Raw genomic sequence first — 23,736 nt, forward strand, 5'->3', positions numbered from 1 at the left:
GTCCGACATGGAATCGAAACGCTGGACCGTCGAAATCTTCGTCAACGAGGACGACAACGACGACGTCACCACCGCGACCGCCGTGCTCTACACGCCCGCGGGACGACGCCACGAGAGCGTCGGCCGAGCTCGCCGCAACCCGGCCGACCGGCCCGTGCCCGAGATCGGTGACGAGCTGGCGGCCGGACGGGCCCTCGCCGACCTGGGGGCGAAGCTCATCGGGGACGGCGCGGAGGACGTGGCGCAGCTCGCCGGTCCCGCCTACGAGTCGTACTGAGACCGTGGCCCGCTCTCCGGCGGCGGCCTGTGCCTGCCGGAGGACGCCGCCGGAGAGCGGACCTGTAGCGGAGAGCCGGCACCCGGGGGCTCCGCCGGAGTCCCCCGGGAGTCCACGCCCCATGCCCTCGTTCCACGCCGTCGCAGTGCACGGCGTCGCATCACACGGCGCCAAACCGCACGGCGTCACATCACATGGCGTCACAGTGCACGGCGTCACATCACATGGCGTCACAGTGCACGGCGTCACATCACATGGCGTCACAGTGCACGGCGTCACATCACATGGCGTCACAGTGCACGGCGTCTTACATCTCGGTGTGTCATTCCGCGGGGTCGGCCGGGTCGTCGCCGAGGAGCCCAGCGGCCCGCATCTCCTCCCTCAGCCAGGCCATGGCGGCCTGCTCGCCTCCGGCCGGGCCGGTCCCGCCGGCCGGCGTGCCGTTGGCCGTACGGGGAGGCCCCGGGACGTCGCCCGCCGCGCGGCCAGGCGTCCGGCCCCCGCCGGGTCCGATGGCGTACGGGCGGTCGGCGGCCGTCCCCCCGCGCTTGCCCCGGCTTCCCGTGCCGCCCCGGCCCGTTGACGACGAGGTGCCGCCGGTCGACGTGGTGCGCCCGCGCCGGCCCCCGGTGACGAGACCGCCGGGCACCGGCCCGTTGGGCGAGGCACCCACGCCGTACGCGGCCTGCGGGGCCATGCCGGGCTGCGCCCCCGGGCCCGCCTGGCCGTCCTGGCCCGTGTGCCCGGCTTCGCCGTCCGGTCCCCCGGCCGCCGGCACGAGCAGTCCCGCGCCGGTCATCTCGGCGGTGAGCTGACCGAGCAGCGTGCCGGCCTCGATCGGCTCCGGCGTGATCTGCGCGAGGGCCGGGGCGAGGGCGCGCAGCGCGTTCGGCATCCCCGCGCCGGTGCGGTGGAGGTCGCCGAGGTTCAGCGGCACGCAACTCGACTTGATGATGTGGAAGAGGTGGTCGACCCGCCGTGCGTCCCGTCCGCTGAAGGGGCCGCGGAAGTCGCCGTGGTGGGCGAGCACCAGGGCCGCGAGGCCGGCGACGTGCGGCGCGGCCATGGAGGTGCCGTCCAGCGCGGCGTACCCGTCCGGCGGTACGGCCGACAGGACGGCCACACCCGGGGCGCACACGTCGATCTCGGGACCATGACAGGTGAAGCGCGGCGAGAAGAAGCCGTCACCCGTCACCGGCCCGCGGATCTCGGCCTCGTGGGCGGTGCCGGGCGGGAACGCGTCCGCCTTGCCGACGGCCGCGACGGTCAGCACGCCCGGCAGGATGCCCGGGAAGCCGACCGGCCCGCCGTCGTTGCCGGCGGCCACCACGCACGCCACCCCCGCCTCGCGCGCCTGGTCGATCTTCGCGGCGACGAGCGGCGAATGATGCCTGCTCGCCAGGCTCAGGTTGACGACGTCGATCCGCTGCTCGACGCAGTAGTCGAGCGCCTCGATCAGGTCGCTGAACCGCCCGCCCGGGAAGATCTTGCAGACGTGCACCTCGGCCTCGACGGCGAAGCCGACGACACCGCGGCCGTCGTCGGCCCCCGAGACGACGGCCGCGCAGTGGGAGCCGTGGTAGGCGGCGTCGACGGACCAGCCGTCCGGCTCGCCGCCGACGAGGTCGACACCGGCGTGGACGCGGTCGCGCAGGTCGGGGTGCCGTACGTCGGCCCCGGAGTCGATGATCGCGATCCTGACCCCCGCGCCGCGCAGCGTGGGCGGCAGGCGGTCGAGGTTCATCGCCTGCTGGCCCCAGCCGAAGACCTGCCTGCCGGGGAACCCGGCGAAGGTCTCCGACAGGCGTACCGGCTCGATCAGGTTGTCCCGGGTCGTGGACAGGGCCGGGCGGTCGATGTGGACGCTCCAGTAGCCGGAGCGCGGCCGGACCGTCACCCCGTTGATCGACTCCGGAGTCTCCCCGACCACCGTGATCACCGCGCGGCCGTCGGCCCCCGTGGACGTCTGGGCGGGCCAGCCGTGCCCGGTCACCAGGATGCTCGCGCCGGGCAGCGGCGTGCCGTCCGCGTCCCTGACCAGGAAGGTGAACGTGCTCTCCACGCCCGGCGGCACCACCGCCGGGGCGGACCGCCGCCTGCGCGGCGGCTGGGGCACGTCGCTGTAGGTGAGGAGCCGGTCGCGTTCGAAGTAGAGCTGCGGATACTGCCGCCGCAGTGCCTCGACGTGCTCCGCGGTCATCTCCGCCACGACCACAGCGGGGAACCCGGGAGCCTGAGCCCCCGGGTTCCCCGCCGTTCCCCGCAGGCGGCGCAACACGCGCACCTCGGGGTCGTCCTCCAGAAGCCTGCGCACCGTGTCGCCGTCGAGAGCCGGCACGGCCGCTCCCGGCGCCGCCGGATGCGGCTGGGGCAGCGCGGCCACCATGTAGCGCCGTGGCCGGGGCTCCACCGGCTGCGGCGCCTGACGGGACGCCTGCCGCCCCCGCGGGGACGCCGGGCGCGGCTCCTCGCTTCCGTCCTTGGGCTTGTCGTTACTGGTCACAAACGTCTCGACTCTCCCCAGCTCAGGCTGGTGTGGCCGGCCGCGCCCCGTGGGGGCACGAACGGCAGTTCAGGCTCTGTCATCACATTTCGCCGGTCTCGGGACGGCGGGGGCCCGGACCGGCCGCCGACCGGTCCGGGCCACCGAGGTGATCACGTCACAGCAGTGGAACCATGGGCCGTCCGGGGGCGACGGCGCCGAGCGCGAACTGGATCTGCGCCAGGCACGCGTCGTACCTCCCGGCCCGGTACAGCTGTACCGCCTGCACCAGCAGCGGGACGATCCCCGCGACCTGGGGCGCCTGCGGGAGTGACGCCTGCAGCCAGCCGTACAGCCGCTGGAGCGTCATGGCGCAGTGCGCCTGAAGCGGCGCGACCGGCGCCGGATGCCCCATCGCGACTCCCACGGCCGGGGGCGTCACCGGACCCATCCCGGGACCCATCGACTCCACGGTGTTCCTCCGATCAGAGTGCGGCACCGGCCGGCACCGGGACCTGCTGAGCGGCCTGCTGGTGCAGCTGGCCGTAACCCTGGCCGTAGCCCTGGCCGTAGACCTGCGACAGCGGCTGCATGGTCAGCGGCACCTGCTGCCCGTACGCCGCCTGGAGGTGCTGGGGCATGACGGGCTGAATGCCGAGCTGCAGGGCCTGCTGGCCGGGGTGCTGCGCGTACGCCTGGGCGGCGTACGGCTGGCCGTAAACCTGCGGGAGCTGCTGGGCCTGGGCCTGGATGGCCTGGAGGGCCTGCAGAACCTGCGGCGGGAGCACCTGCTGCTGAACCTGCTGCTGGATCTGCTCGCGGATCTGGTGCTGGTAGAGCACACCCTCCAGCATCTGGCGGGCCGCGGGAGCGCCGTAACGCACGCTGCACCGCGCGACCTTGGTCCAGAAGGTCACCGGGCTCACGAGGTGCTCCTGCGGGAGGATCTGCTCCTCCTGCTGCTGAAGCATCGCGAGCGGCGACAGCTGGTGCTGCATGCCCGGGATCTGCTGGCCGAGCTGCTGCAGGGGCGAGATCTGGTGCTGAGCGCCGTACCCCAGCGTGGTCGCCATGGTCGTGGGGTTCATAGCTGTGAACGTCATATTCACTCCTTCGGAGCCAGTAGGTCCGACCCATCGCCGATGTGATTACATCGCGTGACAGATCCGTCGCACAACGTTATAGGCGTAATGAGTAGATAAGGCCGATTTGGCACTCGGACTCCGGCGACCAGCCGACATCTCTGTTTGCCTTGACAAATTAGTTTGTCGGGAGCGATGCTTTGGGCATGAAAGACGTGGCGGTGATCGAGGACCCGGCCGCGGCGGAGGCGTCGCTCGATCCGATGCGGGCGCGGTTGCTCGCCGAGCTTACGGAACCCAACTCGGCGACGATGCTGGCGGCCAAGGTGGGGCTGCCGAGGCAGAAGGTGAACTACCACCTCAAGACCCTGGAGCGGCACGGCCTCGTCGAGCTGGTCGAGGAGCGCCGCAAGGGCAACGTCAACGAACGGGTCATGCGGGCGACGGCGGCGTCGTTCGTGATCTCCCCCGCCGCGCTCGCGTCGGTCGCGCCCGACCCGTCGCGCTCACCCGACCGGCTGTCGGCGCGGTGGCTGCTGGCGCTCGCCGCCCAGCTCGTACGCGACGTGGGCACGCTGATCGTGGGAGCGTCCCAGGCACGCAAGAAGCTCGCGACGTTCGCCATCGACGGCAGGGTGCGCTTCGCCTCCGCCGCCGACCGCGCCGCGTTCGCCGAGGAGCTGTCGGCCGCCGTGGCCGCGCTCGTGACCAAGTATCACGACGACTCGGCCGAAGGCGGGCGCGAGCACCGTCTGGTCGTCGCCGTCCATCCCGCCGTCCCCCGGACGGCCGACACCGAGGAGCGCTAGTGCCGCACGAGTTCGAGCTGCACAAGGAAATCGAGCTGGACGCGACCCCCGACCAGGTCTGGGAGGCGATCGCCACCGGTCCGGGGGTGGACTCCTGGTTCATGGGACGCACCGAGATCGAGCCCGTCGAGGGCGGCCGCGGCCGGTTCACCATGTTCGGCAACAGCGAGAGCACCACCGTGACCTCGTACGAGCCCGGCAAGCGGTTCGCGTTCCGCAGTGACGAGAACCCCGACGGCACGTTCACGGCGATGGAATATCTCATCGAGGGGCGCGAGCACGGCAGCACGGTCCTGCGCCTGGTGCAGCACGGCTTCCTCGGCGACGACTGGGAGACCGAGTTCGAGGCGATGGGCGTCGGCTGGGACATGTACCTGCACAAGCTGGTCCAATACCTCACCTACTTCCGCGGGCGCCCGGTCACGGTCGTGTCCGCCGCACGCCCCCAGGCGGCCGAGAGCGAGCCGGCCTGGGCGGCGATCAAGGACGCGCTGGGCCTGCCTGCCACGGTCCGGCTGGGCGACCCCGTACGGCTCGCGGTGGACGGGCTGCCGCCGGAGGACGGGGTGGTCGACTACACCGGCTTCCCGGGCTTCCTCGGCGTGCGGACCACCGACGGGCTCTACCGGTTCATCCACTCCGGCCCGAAGCGGGGGAACGTGGTGGTCCTCGGACACCATGTCTTCGCCGAGGACGCCGAGCAGGAGCAGGTCGAGGCCGCCTGGCGGTCCTGGCTTTCCCGGCTCTTCCCCTGACCCTCGTGAGCCCGGCCGTACGCCGCGCCTCTGGGGCGCGCGGCGTACGGCTCCGTGCTCAGGCCCAGATGGCGCAGGGGATGCCGTCGGAGAAGACCTCGGGAGGATCGGGCAGCGGCCGCGCCTCCCCGGACGCCACCCGCAGGGCCGTCCAGGCGGCGGCGCCCGCGTCGAGCACATCGTCCACTCCGGCCGCCGCCCCGGCCGGGCCGAGGTCGCCCGCGAGCACGACGCCCGCCGATGCCAGCAGTTCGCGTCGCCGTTCGGCGCCCGCCCACGCCGTCTTCGGGTGCGGCAGGGGCGCCCCGGCGAGCCGGGCGAAGCTCAGCTCGGGGTGGATCTCCACGACGCGCCTGCCCGTCTCCCGCACCCAGCGCTCGACCTCCAGCAGCTTCTCCCTGAGCCCGTACGCCTGGCGGGAGACGCCCTCGCCGGTCAGCCGACGGTTGACGGCCACGGCCGTGGCGTAGTCGTCCGCCTCGATCGCGGCACGCGCCGGGGTCATGAACACCGACCGCCACCGGGGGCCGAGCTCCGCCCGCGCCAGCACGTCCGCCCGGCGGCGGCCCCGGCCCCGGCTCCCAGGGCCAGGGCCGCCGGGTCCGCCGGGTCCGCCGGGTCCGCCGGGTCCGCCGGGTCCGCCGGGGAGACCGTCGGGCAGGCCGATCGGCATGTCCACCGCCACGACGGCGACCTCGCCGTCCACGTCGGCCTGGGCGACCAGGTCCGCGATGCGCGGCGCGAAGCAGGCACGCGCCGCACCGCCGCCCCCGGCGGGCGGGATCACCCCGATCCAGCCCGCCCTGCACGCGTCGACGCCGAGCACACGAGCATTCTTCACACGACCATGCTCAGCCCTGCCGGGGGACGACGTGGCCGAAGCGGAACAGGTTCGCCGGGTCGTAGACCTCGCGCAGCTTCGCCAGCCGCCGCAGCGTCTCCTCCGGCCAGGCCCGCGAGATCTGCTCGGGAGCCAGCGCGCCGCCCTGGAAGTTGATCTGTGCGCCGCCGGTCGACCAGGGCGCGAGGGCCTCGATCACGGCCCGTACGGCCGCGGGGACGGCCGTGTCCATCAGCTCCGGCACCGGCGCGCCGACGGCCAGCAGCGTGAAGGCGGCGTCGCGCCCGCCCACGGCGTTGGGCTCCGCGGGCTGACGGGCGAGCGCGCCGCCGAGCTGGCGCAGCTCGACCACGGCGAGCGGAACCTGCGCGGCCGGGCCGGCGGCCGCGAGCAGCGCGTCCACGGTCTCGGCCGTCAGCTCGCGCAGCAGCGCGCCCCGCTCCACGACCGGCATGGGCTGCGTCGGGTCCTGGTGGATGGAGTCGATCGCCGTGTACGGCAGGGGCCCGACGGCGTCGAGCACCGGCTCGGCCACGGCCCGCATGGGGGCCAGCAGCGCCTCGGCCTCCTGTCCCTCCCCCACGTGGGCGACCCGCAGGTGGACGACGAACCTGCCGCTGAGCTGCGGCGGCAGCTCGGGCAGCGGGGGCAGGCGCAGCAGCGCGACCGACGTGCCGGTGGTCTCCGGCAGCGTGCCGGCCCAGCCACGGTAGGCGTGCAGGACCCGCCCGGCGTCCTCGGCCGCGTAGAACAGGCCGCCGCCGTACAGGCCGGTGAGCGGCAGCAGGTCCACGGTGATCGAGGTGACGACGCCGAACCCGGCCTTGCCGCCGCGCAGCGCCCAGAACAGGTCGGGCTCGCGGACCGCGTCGGCGGTGCGCACCACACCGTCACCGGTGACGACGGTGAGCTCCCGCACGTGGTCGGCCGCGAACCCGAAAGTGCGGGCGATCGGCCCGATGCCGCCGCCGAGCGTGAAGCCGACCACGCCGACGCCGGTCGCCGAGCCGCACACCGGGGCCAGGCCGTACGGCGCGGCGGCGGCGATGACCTCGCCCCACGTGCAGCCGGCCGCGATCGTGGCGGTGCGGGCGGAGGGGTCCACCACGGCCTCGCGCATCGCGCGGGTGCTGATCAGGACCGCGCCGTCGGCCGCCTGCACGGCGCCGTGGCCGGTCGCCTGCACGGCCACGGGCAGCCCGTGCGCGGCGGCGAGCCGTACGGCCGCTGCCACGTCGCCGGCGTCCCGCGCCGCGACGATCACGGCGGGCCGGTGGCGCACGGCGAGGTTGAACCCGGCGGCCTCCTCCTCGAACCCGTCCTGTCCCGCGACCAGGACCCGGCCGGCGACCTGTCCCCGCAGCGCGTCTTCGATGGTGCTGTGCATGTCCGTCCTTCTGATGTCGCTTGCTGTGACAGTGACAGTTGTCGCAGCCGCGTCTTGGTGTTCTCTTGCACCTGCCGGGCCGGGGGTTCGGCGACGTGCCGGTGAGAGCCTAGAGACAGAAGGAGATTCTCGTGACGACACCCCCATGCTGGGGCGATGCCGCCGCCGTCGGACAAGCGCCGGAGGGGTGCGCCGCGTCGCCGGGAACGTAGCCGGGAACGTAGCCGGGAACGTCGCGGGGAACGTCGCGGGGAACGTCGCGGGGAACGTCGCGGGGAACGTCGCGGGGAACGTCGCGGGGAACGTCGCGGGGAACACTGCTGCTGCGCGAGGTGCGGCCGCACACCGGCCGGCGGGAGCCGGCATCACCGGCCCGGCAGCGTGACGCGGAGCACCGTGAAGGAGTTCCGGAGGCTCGGCAGGTGCGGGGTGTTCGCAACTGCGCCGCCCCAGCTCTTGTCGAGATGCTGCGACGGGTTTTTCGCGCCATCGTGGGTGCCATGAGCCGGCGACAAGTCACCCCCGGGCATGGACATGGCCACGGACACGAGCACGAGCACGGACACGAGCACGAGCACGGACACGGCCATGGGCATGGACACGAGCACGGGCACGGCCATGGGCATGGGCATGGACGCGGTGCGGCGGCGCTTCGTGCACGGATGGCGCACCTGCTGCGCCCCCACTCGCACGAGCACGCGGACAAGATCGATTCGGTGATGGAGTCGTCCGCCCGGGGGATGCGGGCGCTGTGGGTGTCGCTGGCCGGTCTCGGCGCGACCACGGTGGTCCAGGCGGCCGTGGTGGCGCTGTCGGGGTCGGTGGCGCTGCTGGGCGACACCCTGCACAACGCGGCCGACGCCCTGACCGCCGTGCCGCTCGGGATCGCGTTCCTGCTCGGCCGCCGTCCGCCCACCCGCCGCTACACCTACGGCTACGGGCGGGCCGAGGACCTGGCGGGCGTCGTCATCGTCGTGACGATCGCCGCCTCCTCGATCGCCGCCGCGTACGCCGCGATCGGACGGCTCCTGGAGCCGCGAGAGGTCTCCCACCTGGGGGCCGTCGCGGCGGCGGCGCTCGTGGGCTTCGCCGGGAACGAGCTGGTCGCCCGCCACCGCATCCGGGTCGGGCGTGAGATCGGCTCGGCCGCCCTCGTCGCCGACGGGCTGCACGCCCGCACCGACGGCTTCACCTCACTGGCCGTCCTCGCCGGAGCCGGAGGAGCGGCCCTCGGCTGGACCTGGGCCGACCCCGCCGTCGGCCTGCTCATCACGGTCGCGATCCTGATGGTGCTGCGGCAGGCGGCGCGTGAGGTGTACCGGCGGCTGATGGACGCCGTCGACCCCGCTCTCGTGGACCTCGCCGAGGCGACCCTGCGGGGCACGCCCGGCGTGCTCGGCCTGGGCCAGGTGCGGCTGCGCTGGATCGGTCACCGGCTCAGGGCCGAGTGCGAGGTCGTCGTCGATCCGGCCGCCACGGTGGTGGAGGCGCACCGGGTCGCGGCCGAGGCCGAGCACAACCTGATCCACGCCGTCCCCCGGCTGACGGCCGCGATCGTGCACGCCGATCCGCTGCCTCACGACGGCGTGGACCACCACGCCGTCCTCGACGGCCATCGCCACGATCGACCCCACGTTGGCGGCGACGGCCACCGGCGCGACCGTCCTCCGGCCGGCCTCGGGGGCCACCGGCACGACCAGCCCTCGGCCGGCCTCGACGGTCACCGGCACGACCATTCCCCGGCCGGTGTCGTCCGGCACCCCGCCGGCTGACCCGCACACGACACGCCCGGCGTTCGGTGGGCGCTTTTCCGTACGGAGGTCAGAACCAGCCGCGGCGCCGGGCCATCGCGGTGAGGCCGTCGCGCAGCGCCTGCTCCACCCTGCCGGGGTGGTCGCCGTACCCGACGCGGAAGCGGTTGTAGACGTCGTGGCTTGAGGTGAGGAAGCCGCCCCTCTTGTCGGCTTCCAGGACCACGTCCATCGAGTGCGGTCCGGCGATGAAGGTCAGCTCCAGCTCGCTGAAGTGGCGGCGCCACTCCGCACCGGCGTGATACTCGATCTCCTGGTAGAACGGCATGGTCGAGCCCCGGAGGGTGCCGCGCTCCAGGTCGGCCCGCTTGAAGTGGAACCCCATGCGGACGAGCGCCCCCAGCAGGTGGTCCTGCGCGGGCAGCGGGTTGACGTACAGCGGGTCGAGGTCGCCCTTGTCGAGCGCGCCCGCGAGCGCCAGCTCGGTGGCCACGCCGAGCCGCATGCCCGGCAACGGACGCCCGCCGACCGCGCTGACCGGCGTCTCCCACGGCACCGGGATCGCGAACGGCAGCGCGCGGGCCTCCCCCGCCCGCAGCTCGAACGGCCCGGACACCGGCGCCCGCAGGAAGCTGTAGGTCGCGTGGTGTTCCTGGTCGCCGCGCTCGACCTCCACGACGGCGGTGAAGTCGACGGTGATCCCGTCCACCTTGTGGTCGGACGACCCGCCCCTGAAACGGACCTCGCCGTACAGGGTCTCTCCCGGACGCACGTGCGGGTCGCGCAGCACCGTGTCGACCTCCACGCCGGCCCCGAGCGCGGCCATCAGCTTGCGGAACACCGATCACTCCCTTGGTCGCGGGTCGTTCACCGCTGCCAACGACCTGTCCCGGCCGCCCGGTTCCCGTACGTACGCCGTCGCGAGGCGAGCAGGCCGAGGAAGACGTCCGCCCTCGGGTGTCCGTTCCGGCCGTCGCCGTTCGTCGGTTCGTCGTGGGGACATGATGGGATACCGGCCCCGAGGAGGACGCATGAAATACGTGCTGCTGATCTGCGGCGACGAGTCGGCGGCGGAGCACGCCGACGACGGGTGCGGCGGGTGGTCGGAGAAGATGGCCGAGCGCGGCGTGCTCCGGGGAGGCGCCGGGCTGCGCCCGCCGAGCGACGCCACCACGCTGCGGGTGCGCGAGGGCGAGGTGCTGCTGTCGGACGGGCCGTTCGCCGAGACCAAGGAGCAGCTCGGCGGATTCTGCCTGATCGAGTGCGCCGACCTGGACGAGGCCATCGAGATCGCCGCCGCCCATCCCGCCGCGGCGTACGGCACGATCGAGATCCGGCCGCTCCTCGACCTGTGACGCCGCCGATCGAGGCCGCCGTCGACCGGGCCTTCCGGGAGGAGTGGGGGCAGGTCGTGGCCACCCTCATCCGCTGGACCGGCGACTGGGACCTGGCCGAGGAGTGCGCGCAGGACGCCTTCGCGCTGGCCCTGCGCACCTGGCGGCGCGACGGCGTGCCGCGCAGGCCCGGGGCGTGGCTGACCACCGCCGCGCGCAACCGGGCGGTTGACCTGCTACGCCGCGAGGCCACCGGCGCGGCCAAGCTACGGGAGGTCGCGGGCGTGCTCAGGACGGGTGACGACGCCTTCGGCGACGACGAGCCGGACGTGCCGGACGACCGGTTGCGGCTGATCTTCACCTGCTGCCATCCGGCGCTCGCGCTGGAGGCCAGGGTGGCGCTGACCCTGCGCACCCTGGCCGGGCTCGGCACGGCCGAGATCGCGCGTGCGTTCCTGGTGGGGGAGCAGGCGATGGCCAAGCGGCTGGCCCGGGCCAAGCAGAAGATCAGGCATGCGGGCATCCCCTACCGGGTGCCGCCCGCCCACCTGCTGCCCGAGCGCCTCCCGGCGGTGCTCGCCGTGCTCTATCTGCTGTTCAACGAGGGCTACTCGGCGACGGCCGGCGCCGACCTCGTACGGCACGACCTCGCGGACGAGGCGATCCGGCTGGCCCGGGTGCTGGTGCGGCTGATGCCGGACGAGCCGGAGGCGGCGGGCCTGCTCGCGCTGATGCTGCTGCACCACGCGCGCCGCGCCGCCCGCCTCGACGAGGCCGGCGACCTGGTGGTGCTGGAGGACCAGGACCGCGGCCGGTGGGACACCGCCCAGATCGCCGAGGGCGTGTCCCTGCTGGACGGCACGCTGCGACGGGGGCGGCCCGGCCCCTACCAGGTGCAGGCCGCCATCGCCGCCTGCCACGCCACGGCGGCCCGCCCGGAGGACACCGACTGGGCGCAGATCGCCGTCCTGTACGAGCGGCTCGCCCGGTTGGTCCCCTCGCCCGTTGTGGAGCTGAACCGCGCCGTCGCGGTCGGCATGGCGTACGGCCCGGCCGCGGGCCTGGCGCTGGTCGACGCCCTGCGGGAAACGGGCGCCCTGGCCGGCTATCACCTGCTGCCCGCCGCCCGCGCCGACCTGCTGCGCCGCCTGGGCCGTACGGCCGAGGCCGCCGACGCCTACCGGGAGGCGGCCGGTCTGGCCACCACCGAGGCCGAGCGCCGCTACCTCGCCCGCCGCCTCGCCGCCCTCGGCTGAGCGCGCCGGTTGAAGCCGCCGGCTGACGGCGTCGGCTGGACGGCCCGGGCGTCAGGCCCGGGCGTTAGGCCCGTGCGCCAGGCCCGTGCGCCAGGCCCAGGTGCCGGACCCGGGTGTCAGGCTCAGGTCTCAGGCTCAGGTGTCAGGCTCGGTAGCAGTCCGCCAGGGCCGCGAACGCGGCCTTCGGTTCCCAGGGCATGCCGGGGTAGGCCGTGCCCTGGCGGTCCTCCAGCACCTTCACCACGCCGCAACTGGCCATGTCGAAGTCCGTACGGGGATCGTCCCGGTGGGGCAGGTCATACCGGGCGAAGGTGTACCAGAAGGCGGCGTACACTCCCTCGTCGTCGAGGATTCCCAGCACCTCGCGGAGATAGGCCGCCTGCTCGTGCTCGTCGCGGACATGGTCGCCGGTCAGACCGGCCGGCGCCCCGTCCTTGCCCCACTCGACGATCGAGTCGCCGCGCTCGCCCAGGTCGGCCGCGCCACGGTGGGTGACACAGCCGAACTCGGTGATCGCCACCGGCTTGCCCTGCGCCTTTCCCTGTGCGACCAGGGCGCGGATGTTGTCCCGATAGTGGGCCGCGGTGGCGGCCGACCGATAGCCGGCGTCGGTGGCGATGACGTCGAAGGGCGTCCAGTCCACCTGTTCGAGAGGAATCGAGCAGTAGCCGATCCGGCCGCCGAACCGCTCGCGGGCGACCGCGACCGCCTCACGGAGGAAGGCGTTGACGCGGCCGGGCAGCAGGGGGAGCGCCTCGCGCAGGGTCTCCGGCCGGGCCAGCAGGGGCATCCGGTCCGCGAACGTGGCGCCGGGCAGGAACCCGTCGGTGAACAGGCTCACCTCCGAGCCGGTGGCCAGCACGACCTCGGCGCCCTCGCGGCGCAGCCGCTCGGCGTGCTCGGCGCAGTCGGCGATCACGGCGAGCAGCTCGGCGGTGGTGATGTCGCAGGCGAACGGGCACAGCCAGACGTCCAGGCCGGCGGCGGCGGCGCGGGTGGCCGCCGCCTTGAGCCGTCCGGGGTCGCCGCCCGTGATCCGTACGGCGGTGCAGTGCAGATCCTCACGGATGACGCGCATCTCCCGTTCGACCACGTCGAGGTCGAACGGCTCCCGGGTGCTGCGCCCGGCGGCGCGGGCGGCCGCGTCCGCGAAGCCGGTGTCGAAGTTGATGCCCTTGCCGTTCATCTTCCGTTGTTCCTTTCCGGACGTTCAGAGACCGCGCGGGCCCTGGGCGGCGCGGAGGGTTCGGGCGGCGCGGAGGGTTCGGGCGGCGCGGGCGGCGTGGCGGAGAAGACGCAGGACAGGGTGCGGCGCAGGACGGCGGCGAAGGGCTCGGTGTTCCCCGGTTCGAGCCAGTGCCGTCCGGCCACGCGTACGGCGCCGGTGACCGCGGCGGCCATGACGGCGGGATACACGTCGCGCGCGAGATCGGTGCCGGTGCGCGCCGCGATCGCCTCGGCGAGCGGCCCCTCCGCCATGCTGAAAGCCTTGAGCGCCTCACCTTCCAGCTCGGGCGTCATCATGATCATCCGAAGGCCCGCCTTGTCGGGCTCGGGGTCGGTGTAGAGATCGATCACGGCCGCGGTGACCGCCTGGTCCAGCGGCTCCTCGGCGGGCCGCGCGCGCAGCGCCTGCCCGGCACGCCTTGACTGGTCGGCCTGGAAGGCGCAGATCGCCTCCTCCCTGCTGGAGAAGTAGTTGTTGTAGGTGCGGGGCGACACGCCCGCCGCCGTGGCGATGTCGTGAACCCGCACGAGAGCGAGCCCGTGGGGACCCCGCTCGATGGCCAGGCGCAGCGCGGCCCGGCCGATCGCCTCCCGGGTGGCCTGCTTGTTGCGGGCCCGAAGGTCCATGCCGTCGTCGTTCACGCGGCGACCTTACGAGGGATTGCGTGACACGCACAAGATGCGTGCCACGCAATCAATGCGCGTACGGCAGGCAGGTGTCCATCCGGTGCGCGCCCGTTCGTCGGGTGGGCGTACGGACGGACACGACCGGAAGGCGACGAACGAATGGACACCGAGATCCGGCGGCAGATCGCGGCCGAACGCCGCGAACTGGCCGACCTGCTGAGCGAGCTGCCGCAGCAGTCCTGGGACGCGCCCTCGCTGTGCGCGGGGTGGCGGGTGCGTGAGGTGGTGGCCCACATGACGATGCCCTACCGGCACTCCGGGCTGAGCGTGGTGGCCGGTCTCGTCAGGGCCCGCGGCAACTTCGACCGGCTGGCCGACCGCCTCGCCCGCCAGGATGCGGCGGCTCTCGGCCCGCGCGAGCTGACCGCCTGCCTGCGGGACAACGCCGAGCACCCCTGGCGGCCTCCGGGCGGCGGCTACGCGGGCGCGCTGTCGCACGACGTCATCCACGGCATGGACGTCACCGTGGCGCTCGGGATCGACCGGCGGGTGCCGGGCGACCGCCTGCGCGTCCTGCTCGACAACGCGCTGTCCCCGCGGAGCCGCAGATATTTCGGCGTCGACCTGGACGGCGTGGAGCTGCGCGCCGACGACGTCGACTGGTCGCTCGGAACGGGCACCCCGTTGTCCGGCGCGGCCCAGGACCTGGTGCTGGTCCTGTGCGGGCGCCGACTGCCCGAGGGACGGCTGCGCGGCGAGCCCGCCGCCCGCTTCACCCACTTCGTCCACTGAACGCGCCACTCCGGCCGTTGATCGCATCGGATGGAGCGGTCTGTGCACTTTCGAGCGGCAAGAGCGCTAACGTGCTCGGGATCACAGACCTCTCCGGCCGGGGCGAAGAGGCTCCCGGAGGGGACTTCTCCGCCTTGAGATCGCTGGAGGCCGCTCGATGTCGTCCCACCCCGCTTCCGTCTCCGGAGCCGTCGCCCCCGACCCGCTGATCAGGAAGCACCGCACCGCGGGTGCCACTCTCACCGTGAGCGCGAACGGCGCGCCCCTCGCCGGCCAGGAGGTGGTCGTCGCGCAGCGCCGGCACAAGTTCCTGTTCGGCTGCATCGGGTTCGACTTCATTCCCCTGGCCAACGGCGAGACCACCACGGACACCGGCGGGCGGCCGTCGCTCGGCGAGGCTCCGGCGGCCGGATCCCAGCAGGTCGCCGACCTGTGGTTCGACCTGTTCAACTTCGCCACGCTGCCCTTCTACTGGGGACAGTTCGAGCCGGTCCGGGGCCGGCCGAACACCGAGCGGCTGCTCACCACTGCGCGGTGGTTCGCCGACCGCGGCGTCGTCGTCAAGGGCCACCCGCTCGCCTGGCACACCGAGACCGCCGGCTGGCTGATGGACCTGTCGAACGCCGAGATCGCCAAGGCCCAGGTGGAGCGGATCCGGCGCGAAATGACCGACTTCGCCGGCGTCATCGACATGTGGGACGTCATCAACGAGGTCGTCATCATGCCGATCTTCGACAAGTACGACAACGGCATCACCCGGATCTGCCGGGAGATCGGCCGGATCCCGATGGTCCGCATGGTCTTCGACGCGGCCCGCGAGGCCAATCCCCACGCCACGCTGCTGCTCAACGACTTCGACATGTCCGCGGCGTACGAGTGCCTGATCGAGGGCGTACTCGAGGCGGGCATCAAGATCGACGTACTCGGCCTGCAGAGCCACATGCACCAGGGCTACTGGGGCGAGGAGAAGACGCTCGCGACGATCGACCGCTTCGCGCGGTATGGCCTGCCCATCCACTTCACCGAGACGACGATCGTCTCCGGCCACATCATGCCGGAGGAGATCGTGGACCTGAACGACTACCAGATCCCCGAGTGGCCGACCACGCCCGAGGGCGAGGCCCGCCAGGCCGACGAGGTCGTGCGTCACTACAAGACCCTGCTGTCCCACCCGGCCGTGGAGGCCATGACCTACTGGGGCCTGTCGGACGGCGGCTGGCTCGGCGCGCCGGGCGGCTTCGTCCGCGCCGACGGCACCCCCAAGCCGTCGTACGACGCGCTGCGCTCGCTCATCAAGGGCGAGTGGTGGCTGTCTCCGACGACGATGGTCACCGACGCGGACGGCCGGGTCCGGTTCGACGGCTTCCTCGGCGAGTACGAGATCACGGCCGGCGGCCGGACGGTCACGTTCACGCTGGACGAGCCCGGAGACGCCAACGTCTCCGTGTCCCTCTGAGCCGTGTCCCTCTGAGCCGTGTCCCTCTGAGCCCTGCCCCGGAAGGCCCGCTCTCGGGGCGGGCGGGTGACCTGCCCGGAAGCGGTCCATCGGCGTCAGGGACGGCGGGCGTTGTGGAAGCCGCCCGGTCTCCGGGGTCAGGGACGGCGGGCGGCCGTTCCCGGCGCGAGGCGGCCGGCGAGGAATTCGAGCGCCGCGACGACCTCGGCGACCTGCGCCGGGTCGTCGGTGCCCAGCGCCGCGGCGAGGGGCCCCTCGATCCCGGCCGCCCGCACCGCCTCCACGCGCGCCGGCTGCCCGGGCGCCCGCTTGATCAGGACCCGGCGGCGGTCGGCCGGATCGGGGGCCGTCACGACCGCCCCGGCCTCCTTCAGCCGGGTGACGGCTCCCGACACCGCGCTCTGCGGCAGACCCGTGCGGGCCGCGATCTCCCCCACGGAGGTCTCCGGGTGGGCGCACAGGTCCGCGACGACCACCAGCACGGTCCGGACACTGGCGGCCTGCGCGGCCTTCGACGGGGTGACGTCCCCGACCGGCATGGCCTCTTCGCCGATCTTCATCAGGGTCCTGCCGAGCAGGAAGAGGTCGACTCCGTTCACCGCTTCACAATACATCAAACTTGATGCATCAAATTTGATGGAATATGGTCCGGATCATCCGATCCGAGAGGACGACCCCATGAACGGCATGCTCCGCACGAACGGCGCCGCCATCTACTACGAAGTGCACGGCACCGGACCCATGCTCCTCATCTCGCAGAGCGGGGAGGGCGACGCGGGCCGCACCGCCGACCTGGTCCGCCACCTCGCCGGAGACCACAGCGTCATCACCTACGACCGGCGCGGCCTGTCGCGCAGCAGCCTCGACGACCCCGGCCGCGGCGCGACCATGGCCGACCACGTGGACGACGTCCACCGCCTGCTCTCCGCCGTGACCGACCGGCCGGTGCACATGCTCGGCTGCAGCTTCGGCGCGGCCATCGGGCTGCACCTGGCCGTCGAGCATCCCGAACGGCTCGCCACCCTGATCGCGCACGAGCCGGTGGTCCCCTCGCTCCTCCCCGTCGCCACCGAACGCGTCCGTCACGTACGCGAGCTGGAGGAGCTGCAGGACCTCTACCGTGAGCGCGGGCTCGCCGACACGGTCGTAAAGATCGCCGAGGTGCTGGGCATCGACCCCGTCGCCCAGGACACCGAGCCCGGGCTGACCCCGCTTGCGCTGGACGACCGGCGGCGGGCCGGCTTCGACTTCTTCATCCGCAACGACTTCACCGCGATCGCCCGCGACACGCTGGACGTCGCCGCGCTCAGGGACACGCCGGTCCGCGTCATCCCGGCCTTCGGCCGCACCACGCCCCGGCACGTCTTCGACTACCGGTGCGCGCGGGAGCTCGCCGCGCTCCTCGGGGTCGAGGCGAAGGAATTTCCCGGCGGGCACAACGGCAACACCACACACCCCCGTGCGTACGCCGCGCGCATCCGCGAGCTGCTGCCCGGTTGAACGGCGGAAGGTGCCGTCCCTCCACAATGGTGGCGAGACGGCTCCGTACGGACGTCAAAGGCAAGTGGACCGGCCCTGGGCTGCCCGGTGGCGCACGCTCTTGACGTTGGATGACGCCGCGCTCTAAGTTGCTCCCGGAAATCGACAATTTTCACAATTTTCCCGAAAGTTTCCGGGCCGGCCGGCACCCCGGGTGCGGCACGGCCCGCCACTGCCACACGACTCGGAGTCCGCGTGAAGGTCCTCTACATCGGTGGCACCGGAACGATCAGCTCGGCCTGTGTGGCCGAGTCGGTGCGCCGGGGCCTTGACGTCCACGTGCTCAACCGGGGCCAGACCGCCCGGCGCCGTCCCCTGCCCGAGGGCGTCACCTCGCTCACCGCCGACGTGCGGGACCACGACGCGTTGCGCCGCATGCTGGCCGGGAGCGCGTACGACTGCGTCGTCGACTTCCTCGGCTTCACGGCCGGGGACGCGGCGGCGATGGTGGACCTGCTCGACGGCCATACCGCCCAGTACGTCTACATCAGCAGCGCGTCCATCTACCACAAGCCGGTGCGGCGGGCGCCGATCACCGAGTCGACCACCCGGCGCAACCCCTACCTCGCGTACGCCCGCGACAAGATCGCGGCCGAGGACGTCCTGCGCCGCGCCTACGACGAGCGCGACTTCCCCGTGACGATCGTCCGCCCCTCGCACACCTACGACGACGCGCACCCGCCGCTGCCCGGCGACTGGACGGCGTGGGACCGGGTCGCCCGCGGCGACGAGATCGTGGTGCCCGGCGGCGGCACCAACCTGTGGACCCTCACACACGCCGACGACTTCGCCGTCGGCCTCGTCGGTCTGATCGGCGCCTGGCAGGCGATCGGTGAGGACTTCCACATCACCTCCGACGAGGCGCTGACCTGGAACGAGATCTACGAGGTCATCGGGCGGACGGTCGCTACGCCGGCCCGGCTGCTCCACCTGCCCGCCGAGTTCCTGCCGCGGATCGCGCCCGAATGGTTCTGGTCCGACCTGATCATGGGCGACCTCCAGCACACCGCCGTGTTCGACACCACGAAGATCAGGCGGTTCGTCCCGTCGTTCCGGCCGGTCGTCACCTGGCCGGAGGGGGCGCGGCGGCTGCACGCCTGGCGGTCCGCCCACGCGGAGGAGACCCGGCCCGACGCCGCGACCGACGCGGTGCTGGCCCGGCTGGCGGAAGGACACCGGCTCGCCTCGGCGGCCGTGGCCCGGCTGGCGCCCGGTCAGGGCGACGGCTCGTGACGGAAGGACACCCTCTGATGCCCCTCGACTCGCTCGACGGCCTGACGGTCCCCGACCCGTCGGTGCGCCGGCCGTTCGGGCGCACCGGCCTGGCGGTGACGCCGATCTGCGTCGGCACCAGCCCTCTGGCGAACATGCCGGGACTGTACGGATACGAGGTCGGCGAGCAGCGTGCGCGGGCCACGGTGGAAGCCGTGTTCGACGGGCCGTTCAACTTCCTCGACACCTCGAACAACTACGGCAACGGCAGCGCGGAGCGGCGCATCGGCGCCGTGGTCCGCGACCGCGGCGGCGTCCCCGACGGGTTCGTCCTGGCCACCAAGGTCGACGCGGACCCCGACACCGGTGACTTCTCCGGCGAGCGCGTCCGCCGTTCGGCCGAGGAGAGCCTCGAACGGCTCGGCGTCGACAACGTGCCGCTGCTCTATCTGCACGACCCCGAATACCACATCACGTTCGAGGAGGCCATGAGCCCCGGCGGGGCGGTGGAGGCGCTGGTGGCGCTGCGCGACGCCGGCGTCGCCGACCACATCGGCATCGCGGCAGGCCCGATCGGACTGTTGCGCGACTTCGTCGCGACCGGCGTGTTCGACGCCGTGATCAGCCACAACCGCTGGACGCTGGTGAACCGCGAGGCCGATCCGCTGCTCGACGACGCCTTCGAACGCGGGGTCGCCTTCGTCAACGGCGCGCCGTACGGCGGCGGGATGCTGGTCAAGGGGCCCGACGCCCAGCCCCGCTACTGCTATCGGGAGACCGCCGAGGCCGTCCGGGAGTCGGTCCGCGCCATGCAACGGACGTGCGACGAGCACGGCGTGCCGCTCGCCGCCGCCGCGCTGCAGTTCTCGCTGCGCGACCCCAGGGTGGCGTCCACCATCGTCGGCCTCTCGGAACCCGAGCGGATGGAGGAGACGCTGCGCCTCGCCACCACCCCGATCCCGCCCGGCCTGTGGAACGAGCTCGACCGGCACCTGCCCTCTCCCCCCGCCTGGCTCGACTGACCCCGGCCCGGCTTCCCCGCCGCCGCCGTGTCGGCCGCGCGCCCGGCCGACACCCAGCGCCGTCGCGGCCGTCACGGCCCGCCGCAGGGGGGCCGGTGGGCGCGACCGCTCCGAACTACGCGGCGACAGGCCGCACGGAGACGGGCCACCCGGGGACGGTCCGCACAGAGACGGGCCGGGCCGCACGGAGACGGGCCACCCGGGGACGGGCCCCACGGAGACGGGCCACCCGGGGACCGGCCTTGGGGCGAGGAGGTGTGGTCACAGGAGACCGGCGTCGCGTACCTTCATGGCCGCCTGGACGCGGTTGTCGGTGCCGAGCTTGGCGAAGATCCGGGTGATGTTCGCCTTCACCGTGGCGACGCTCATGTAGAGACGTGCGGCGATCTCGGCGTTCGACCTGCCGTGGGCCACCTCGACCGCGACTTCGAGCTCGCGCTCGGTGAGCCGGCTCAGCTCCTCTCTCGCCGTCGGGAGGAACGGCCCGGATCCGCCGGTCGCCGCGGCGATCACCTGCCGGGCGACGCTCGGCGACAGCACCGGATCGCCCTTCGCCACGGCGCGGACCGCCTCGATCATCCGGGGCGGCGGGGTGTCCTTCAGCAGGAAGCCGTCGGCCCCGAGCCGCAGGGCCCGCAGCACCATGTCGTCGGCGTCGAACGTCGTGAGCACGAGGATCCGCGGCGGGCCGGGCCTGGCCCGCCGCAGCTCGGTGGTCGTCAGCCCGTCCTGGTTGGGCATCCGGACGTCCAGCAGCACCACGTCGGGACGCAGGTCGCGGATCACGTCCATCGCGCGCAGCCCGTCCTCGGCCTCCCCGACGATGTCGAGGTCGGGTTCGCCGCCGAGGATCAGGCGCAGCCCGGTCCGCACCATCGCGTCGTCATCGACTATCACCAGCCGGGTCACCGCTGGTCGCGGCGGTGGCGCTCTCGCTGCTCGCCATGCTGGTCGCGGTTCCGGTCACGGCCGTCGTGGCCCGGGTAGGCGGCGGCCCCGCCGACTGGGACGTCCAGCCGCTCTGGCTGCTCGGCTGGACCGGCGTGAACGTGCTCGTCGCCGCGCAGGGCCTCGCCCTCGGCACGCTGCTCCTCAACGCGCCCGCCGCGATCGTGATCAGCCTGTCCACGCCGGTCCTGTGGGCCGTCGTCGGCAGGCTCGGCTCGGCCGGTGCCGCCCTCGCCGAGTGGCTCGACCTCAACACCACCGCCGCCCCTCTCGCGAGTGGCGACATGACCTGGGGCGAGGGAGCCCGGCTCGCCACGTCGGCCGTCTTCTGGATCGCCCTGCCCATGGCCGCCGGCGTGGTCCGCGTGCTCCGCAAGGAGGTGGCCTGACCTGCCGCGGCCCCGGCTACGGTCCGGCCGTGGGCTGCAGCCCGACGAGGAGCATGGCGATCGGCCTCCGCGGTCAGGTGCCTGACCTGCCGCGCCCCGCCCGTGGCTACAGCCCGTCGAGAAGCATCGCGACGCGGTCGGTCTCCGCGGCCAGAGGATGCTCCGGCACCGGTTCGAAGAGCTCGACTACCGGCCGCCCCTCCTTGGCCTCCCACACGCCCGCCACCCGGCCCCGGTGGATCACCACAGGCGAGATCCACCCCGCAGCCCGGCTCACCTTGGGCCGTACGGACTTCGGCAGGAGCGGCTCCAGGTCGCGCGGCGCGCCCAGGATGAACTGGTCGAAGCCGGGTAGCAGATGCACGCCCTCGGACGGCGGGCAGGCCAGCAGGTCGTCGAGCAGCTCCGCCGGCAGCACGGCGGGCATGCCCTCCACCTCGACCTGGGCGAGCTCGCCCTCCAGCTCCCCGAACCAGCCCCGCAGCACGGCCTTGGGCGTGAGGCCGCGGAACAGCCACGCGTCGAACATTTGGGGTGTGGCCGGGCCGTGGGCGCCGAGGAACGCGCGGAGCACCCGCACTCCCCCTTCCTCCGGCGAGAGCGCCTCCTCCCGGCCGCCCGGTAGCCAGTCGGCCGGGCTGGTGAAGGTGACCCTGCGGTCGCGCGGCGGGCCGTGACACAGCTCGCCCAGGAAGCTGAGCGGCTTGAGCAGCGCGCCCCAGCCGGACGTGAGGGCCTCGCGCAGATGGGCGTCCCCGGTCACCTCGATGACCGCCTCGACCAGTTCCTCGCGGGTCAGCGACCGGCCGGACAACGCCTGCGGAACGGCGTCCAGGAGAGCCGCGATCTCCCGCGCGGACACCCCGTGGCCACGCTGCCAGGAGGCTCTCTCCCAGAACCGGAGCGCCCCGAGGGCGGCGCGGTAGGCGGGGAATTCATCGGCGGGGAGGATATGGAGCGTGCCTCGCATCGTCCAGGTCTTGACCAGCGTGCGGTCCCGCCACAGGGCGTCCTCGATCTCTCCCGGACGCGGGCTCGCGTGCCGTACGGCCACGGCCAGCGCCGCCGACGAGGCGACCTGCGCCTGCACCCCGCACAGCCGCCGGGCGATCGCCACCGCGTCCGCGCCGCCCGCGGGCTCGACGAACTGCCGTCTCAGCCTCCAGGCGAGCACCTGCGCCCAGGTCGTCTCAGCAGCCACGCCACACTTCTACACCCCGGGTACGACAAGTCGCCCACCTCGTGGACGATCACGCGGGTTCTCCGCCTCCGCGATCTCGGGGCTGGAGTTGTCGCTCCCCGAACGGACGGAGGGATCGGGAGGCAGTCGTGGTGTTCCGCAGAACCGCCGGGAAAGCGGCCGAGCCGCCGGTGGAACCCGTCGCCTGGACGGACGTCTGGGAGTTCGTCGTGAGCGCGGTGGAACGCCCGGTGACGCCCAAGCGCAGAACGGCCACTCGGGGAGCCCGTGCGATACGGGTGCCCCGCGGAGGGAAGTCCGACAGGGTCTTCGCCCCGTGCGCGTACGTCGCCTCAAGGCAGCTCACAGGACTGCCCGCCGCTCCGGAGCCGACCCTCTTCGAGGACGCCGCACAGCAGCGCCTGCTCTGCTACGTCGCGCCCGCGCAGGAGGTGGACGGTGAGCGGCAGCCTCAAGGACGTCGCCGGCCGGGCGGCCGAACGGTTGCTGCACGGCGCCCTCGACAACATGCTTTCCGGCCCCGAGCTGTCCGACCGCGCCCGGGGCCCCCGCTCGCTCGAATGGCGGTCCGGCGAGGAGATCGTGATGACGTCGGAGGGCGGCGCCCACGTCAGGATCCGCGAGGATGGCCGGATCGCCGTCTCGCGTTCGCCTTCGCCCTGATCGGAGACGCCTGAGACTCCCCATCGAGGGCCGGTTGCGGCGGCTCAGGGGTGGTGTTCGCGGCCGAGGCGGCGCAGGAGGTGGTCGCGGGCGGCGCGGTCGCCGGGGCCGCCCCGCTCCGCGAGGCGTTCCGCGACGTACCTGCGGTGGGCCTCGTCCACGTTCCCGCCGAACTTGAACTTGCCGTTGATCTTCTGGACGGTCAGCCGGAGCCCGCGGATGCCCGGCAGGCGCCGGTGATGCTCGGCGGGATCGGCGAGGTCGTGGTCCAGGTGGGCGAGCTGGGCACGCAGGATGCCGAGCTTGCCGTCCGGGTCGTCGACGATCTCCGCGTGGCAGACCAGCTGGACGGCCGCGTAGTAGGTCGTGGGGACGCCGAGCCGGGGGTCCTCACCGGCGTCGGGCAGCGCCTTCCACGCTCCCTCGACGTACGCCCAGTCACCGGCCACGGCCATGACCACGGCGGGGTTCTCCTCGATCGCCGGCCAGATGGGGTTCGGCCGGGCGAGGTGCAGCAGGATCGTGGACGCGTCGGCGAGGAGGAACTGCGTCGGCACGACCACAGGCACGTCGCGGTCACGTCCGGACGCGATGAGATGGCCGAACTCGTTCGCGCGGACGAAGGCCAGCGCCTCCTCGTCCGTGCCGGCGTCCCAGGGGTGGATCAACACCCCTTCACTGTACGC

Annotated in this window: 26 protein-coding genes; 13 read left to right on the top strand and 13 right to left on the bottom strand. The window is 73.1% G+C overall.

Annotated features, from left to right (window positions below):
* The first annotated feature begins 7 nt into the window (after positions 1–7).
* Positions 8–277 (top strand): DUF1876 domain-containing protein, encoded by a 270-nt coding sequence (locus tag OHB01_RS38440; RefSeq protein WP_142645627.1) that lies wholly within the window; start codon positions 8–10, stop codon positions 275–277.
* Between the two features lie 322 nt (positions 278–599).
* Here OHB01_RS38440 and OHB01_RS38445 read toward each other — a convergent pair whose 3' ends face one another.
* From OHB01_RS38445 to OHB01_RS38455, 3 genes are all read right to left on the bottom strand, one after another.
* A complete protein-coding gene (locus OHB01_RS38445) occupies positions 600–2,780 on the bottom strand; it encodes a S8 family serine peptidase (protein WP_142645628.1) in 2,181 nt (726 codons plus the stop codon).
* 157 nt (positions 2,781–2,937) lie between these two features.
* On the bottom strand, positions 2,938–3,222 hold the full coding sequence (locus OHB01_RS38450; RefSeq protein WP_147943234.1) for a hypothetical protein: 285 nt from the start codon (positions 3,220–3,222) through the stop codon (positions 2,938–2,940).
* Positions 3,223–3,244: 22 nt separating this feature from the next.
* A complete protein-coding gene (locus tag OHB01_RS38455) occupies positions 3,245–3,862 on the bottom strand; it encodes a hypothetical protein (RefSeq protein ID WP_142645630.1) in 618 nt (205 codons plus the stop codon).
* A 185-nt stretch (positions 3,863–4,047) separates the two neighbouring features.
* Between OHB01_RS38455 and OHB01_RS38460 the strand changes: the two genes are divergently transcribed.
* Positions 4,048–4,650, top strand: coding sequence for an ArsR/SmtB family transcription factor (locus tag OHB01_RS38460; RefSeq protein ID WP_185948917.1), 603 nt, complete (start codon positions 4,048–4,050; stop codon positions 4,648–4,650).
* Positions 4,650–5,405: an SRPBCC domain-containing protein gene (locus OHB01_RS38465; RefSeq protein ID WP_328854694.1), complete on the top strand. Its 756-nt coding sequence runs from the start codon at positions 4,650–4,652 to the stop codon at positions 5,403–5,405. Before OHB01_RS38460 ends, OHB01_RS38465 begins: the two co-directional genes overlap by 1 nt.
* A 58-nt stretch (positions 5,406–5,463) precedes the next feature.
* Here the strand turns inward: OHB01_RS38465 and OHB01_RS38470 are convergent, their stop codons facing one another.
* From OHB01_RS38470 to OHB01_RS38480, 3 genes are all read right to left on the bottom strand, one after another.
* A complete protein-coding gene (locus tag OHB01_RS38470) occupies positions 5,464–6,246 on the bottom strand; it encodes a DUF429 domain-containing protein (protein ID WP_328854695.1) in 783 nt (260 codons plus the stop codon).
* Positions 6,247–6,256: 10 nt separating this feature from the next.
* Positions 6,257–7,633, bottom strand: coding sequence for an FAD-binding oxidoreductase (locus tag OHB01_RS38475; RefSeq protein WP_328854696.1), 1,377 nt, complete (start codon positions 7,631–7,633; stop codon positions 6,257–6,259).
* Positions 7,634–7,998: 365 nt separating this feature from the next.
* Positions 7,999–8,331 (bottom strand): hypothetical protein, encoded by a 333-nt coding sequence (locus tag OHB01_RS38480; protein ID WP_328854697.1) that lies wholly within the window; start codon positions 8,329–8,331, stop codon positions 7,999–8,001.
* 21 nt (positions 8,332–8,352) lie between these two features.
* On the opposite strand from OHB01_RS38480, the gene OHB01_RS38485 reads away from it, so the two are divergent.
* On the top strand, positions 8,353–9,405 hold the full coding sequence (locus tag OHB01_RS38485) for a cation diffusion facilitator family transporter (RefSeq protein WP_240971028.1): 1,053 nt from the start codon (positions 8,353–8,355) through the stop codon (positions 9,403–9,405).
* 49 nt (positions 9,406–9,454) lie between these two features.
* Here OHB01_RS38485 and OHB01_RS38490 read toward each other — a convergent pair whose 3' ends face one another.
* Positions 9,455–10,225, bottom strand: coding sequence for a sporulation protein (locus OHB01_RS38490; protein WP_260617114.1), 771 nt, complete (start codon positions 10,223–10,225; stop codon positions 9,455–9,457).
* Between the two features lie 190 nt (positions 10,226–10,415).
* Here OHB01_RS38490 and OHB01_RS38495 point away from each other — a divergent pair, with 190 nt between their 5' ends.
* Together OHB01_RS38495 and OHB01_RS38500 are read left to right on the top strand one after the other, a co-directional pair.
* Positions 10,416–10,739 carry a YciI family protein gene (locus OHB01_RS38495; protein WP_142645641.1) on the top strand — a complete coding sequence of 108 codons (324 nt, stop codon included), beginning with the start codon at positions 10,416–10,418 and terminating at the stop codon, positions 10,737–10,739.
* Positions 10,736–11,974, top strand: coding sequence for an RNA polymerase sigma factor (locus OHB01_RS38500; protein WP_142645642.1), 1,239 nt, complete (start codon positions 10,736–10,738; stop codon positions 11,972–11,974). The genes OHB01_RS38495 and OHB01_RS38500 overlap by 4 nt, the downstream gene beginning before the upstream one ends.
* A 142-nt stretch (positions 11,975–12,116) precedes the next feature.
* On the opposite strand, the gene OHB01_RS38505 is transcribed toward OHB01_RS38500, so the two are convergent.
* Together OHB01_RS38505 and OHB01_RS38510 are read right to left on the bottom strand one after the other, a co-directional pair.
* The gene (locus tag OHB01_RS38505) at positions 12,117–13,160 is read right to left on the bottom strand and encodes a hypothetical protein (RefSeq protein WP_328854698.1); all 1,044 of its coding nucleotides are present in this window, start codon (positions 13,158–13,160) and stop codon (positions 12,117–12,119) included.
* Complete coding sequence (locus tag OHB01_RS38510; RefSeq protein WP_328854699.1) at positions 13,157–13,843, bottom strand: TetR/AcrR family transcriptional regulator; 687 nt, start codon at positions 13,841–13,843, stop codon at positions 13,157–13,159. The genes OHB01_RS38505 and OHB01_RS38510 overlap by 4 nt, the downstream gene beginning before the upstream one ends.
* A gap of 144 nt (positions 13,844–13,987) precedes the next feature.
* Between OHB01_RS38510 and OHB01_RS38515 the strand changes: the two genes are divergently transcribed.
* Positions 13,988–14,620 carry a maleylpyruvate isomerase family mycothiol-dependent enzyme gene (locus tag OHB01_RS38515; RefSeq protein ID WP_142645645.1) on the top strand — a complete coding sequence of 211 codons (633 nt, stop codon included), beginning with the start codon at positions 13,988–13,990 and terminating at the stop codon, positions 14,618–14,620.
* Positions 14,621–14,777: 157 nt separating this feature from the next.
* Positions 14,778–16,076: an endo-1,4-beta-xylanase gene (locus OHB01_RS38520; RefSeq protein WP_328854700.1), complete on the top strand. Its 1,299-nt coding sequence runs from the start codon at positions 14,778–14,780 to the stop codon at positions 16,074–16,076.
* Positions 16,077–16,213: 137 nt separating this feature from the next.
* Here OHB01_RS38520 and OHB01_RS38525 read toward each other — a convergent pair whose 3' ends face one another.
* Positions 16,214–16,675 (bottom strand): helix-turn-helix domain-containing protein, encoded by a 462-nt coding sequence (locus OHB01_RS38525; RefSeq protein ID WP_328854701.1) that lies wholly within the window; start codon positions 16,673–16,675, stop codon positions 16,214–16,216.
* 79 nt (positions 16,676–16,754) lie between these two features.
* On the opposite strand from OHB01_RS38525, the gene OHB01_RS38530 reads away from it, so the two are divergent.
* The 3 genes from OHB01_RS38530 to OHB01_RS38540 all read left to right on the top strand — a co-directional run bounded on the left by OHB01_RS38530 (position 16,755) and on the right by OHB01_RS38540 (position 19,849).
* Positions 16,755–17,576: an alpha/beta hydrolase gene (locus OHB01_RS38530; protein ID WP_328854702.1), complete on the top strand. Its 822-nt coding sequence runs from the start codon at positions 16,755–16,757 to the stop codon at positions 17,574–17,576.
* Between the two features lie 234 nt (positions 17,577–17,810).
* Positions 17,811–18,848, top strand: coding sequence for an NAD-dependent epimerase/dehydratase family protein (locus OHB01_RS38535; RefSeq protein WP_328854703.1), 1,038 nt, complete (start codon positions 17,811–17,813; stop codon positions 18,846–18,848).
* Between the two features lie 17 nt (positions 18,849–18,865).
* Positions 18,866–19,849: an aldo/keto reductase gene (locus OHB01_RS38540; RefSeq protein ID WP_142645650.1), complete on the top strand. Its 984-nt coding sequence runs from the start codon at positions 18,866–18,868 to the stop codon at positions 19,847–19,849.
* 261 nt (positions 19,850–20,110) lie between these two features.
* Here OHB01_RS38540 and OHB01_RS38545 read toward each other — a convergent pair whose 3' ends face one another.
* Positions 20,111–20,746, bottom strand: a complete 636-nt coding sequence (locus OHB01_RS38545; protein ID WP_328710646.1) for a response regulator transcription factor — start codon at positions 20,744–20,746, stop codon at positions 20,111–20,113.
* Between the two features lie 26 nt (positions 20,747–20,772).
* Between OHB01_RS38545 and OHB01_RS38550 the strand changes: the two genes are divergently transcribed.
* Positions 20,773–21,186, top strand: a complete 414-nt coding sequence (locus tag OHB01_RS38550) for a hypothetical protein (protein ID WP_147943245.1) — start codon at positions 20,773–20,775, stop codon at positions 21,184–21,186.
* 106 nt (positions 21,187–21,292) lie between these two features.
* Here the strand turns inward: OHB01_RS38550 and OHB01_RS38555 are convergent, their stop codons facing one another.
* Positions 21,293–22,387: a winged helix DNA-binding domain-containing protein gene (locus tag OHB01_RS38555; protein WP_328710647.1), complete on the bottom strand. Its 1,095-nt coding sequence runs from the start codon at positions 22,385–22,387 to the stop codon at positions 21,293–21,295.
* Between the two features lie 438 nt (positions 22,388–22,825).
* On the opposite strand from OHB01_RS38555, the gene OHB01_RS38560 reads away from it, so the two are divergent.
* Complete coding sequence (locus tag OHB01_RS38560) at positions 22,826–23,050, top strand: hypothetical protein (protein ID WP_142645656.1); 225 nt, start codon at positions 22,826–22,828, stop codon at positions 23,048–23,050.
* A 44-nt stretch (positions 23,051–23,094) separates the two neighbouring features.
* Here OHB01_RS38560 and OHB01_RS38565 read toward each other — a convergent pair whose 3' ends face one another.
* Positions 23,095–23,721 carry an FMN-binding negative transcriptional regulator gene (locus tag OHB01_RS38565; RefSeq protein WP_142645657.1) on the bottom strand — a complete coding sequence of 209 codons (627 nt, stop codon included), beginning with the start codon at positions 23,719–23,721 and terminating at the stop codon, positions 23,095–23,097.
* Between the last annotated feature and the right edge of the window lie 15 nt (positions 23,722–23,736).

Source organism: Microbispora hainanensis (genome assembly GCF_036186745.1).
Taxonomy (GTDB): Bacteria; Actinomycetota; Actinomycetes; order Streptosporangiales; family Streptosporangiaceae; genus Microbispora.

Bases quoted from the DNA above. Each gene is read 5' to 3' on its own strand.
- OHB01_RS38440 (WP_142645627.1), top strand. From the start codon at position 8: ATGGAATCGAAACGCTGGACCGTCGAAATCTTCGTCAACGAGGACGAC.
- OHB01_RS38450 (WP_147943234.1), bottom strand. From the start codon at position 3,222: ATGGGTCCCGGGATGGGTCCGGTGACGCCCCCGGCCGTGGGAGTCGCG.
- OHB01_RS38455 (WP_142645630.1), bottom strand. From the start codon at position 3,862: ATGACGTTCACAGCTATGAACCCCACGACCATGGCGACCACGCTGGGG.
- OHB01_RS38460 (WP_185948917.1), top strand. From the start codon at position 4,048: ATGAAAGACGTGGCGGTGATCGAGGACCCGGCCGCGGCGGAGGCGTCG.
- OHB01_RS38475 (WP_328854696.1), bottom strand. From the start codon at position 7,633: ATGCACAGCACCATCGAAGACGCGCTGCGGGGACAGGTCGCCGGCCGG.
- OHB01_RS38485 (WP_240971028.1), top strand. From the start codon at position 8,353: ATGGAGTCGTCCGCCCGGGGGATGCGGGCGCTGTGGGTGTCGCTGGCC.
- OHB01_RS38495 (WP_142645641.1), top strand. From the start codon at position 10,416: ATGAAATACGTGCTGCTGATCTGCGGCGACGAGTCGGCGGCGGAGCAC.
- OHB01_RS38505 (WP_328854698.1), bottom strand. From the start codon at position 13,160: ATGAACGGCAAGGGCATCAACTTCGACACCGGCTTCGCGGACGCGGCC.
- OHB01_RS38515 (WP_142645645.1), top strand. From the start codon at position 13,988: ATGGACACCGAGATCCGGCGGCAGATCGCGGCCGAACGCCGCGAACTG.
- OHB01_RS38520 (WP_328854700.1), top strand. From the start codon at position 14,778: ATGTCGTCCCACCCCGCTTCCGTCTCCGGAGCCGTCGCCCCCGACCCG.
- OHB01_RS38530 (WP_328854702.1), top strand. From the start codon at position 16,755: ATGAACGGCATGCTCCGCACGAACGGCGCCGCCATCTACTACGAAGTG.
- OHB01_RS38540 (WP_142645650.1), top strand. From the start codon at position 18,866: ATGCCCCTCGACTCGCTCGACGGCCTGACGGTCCCCGACCCGTCGGTG.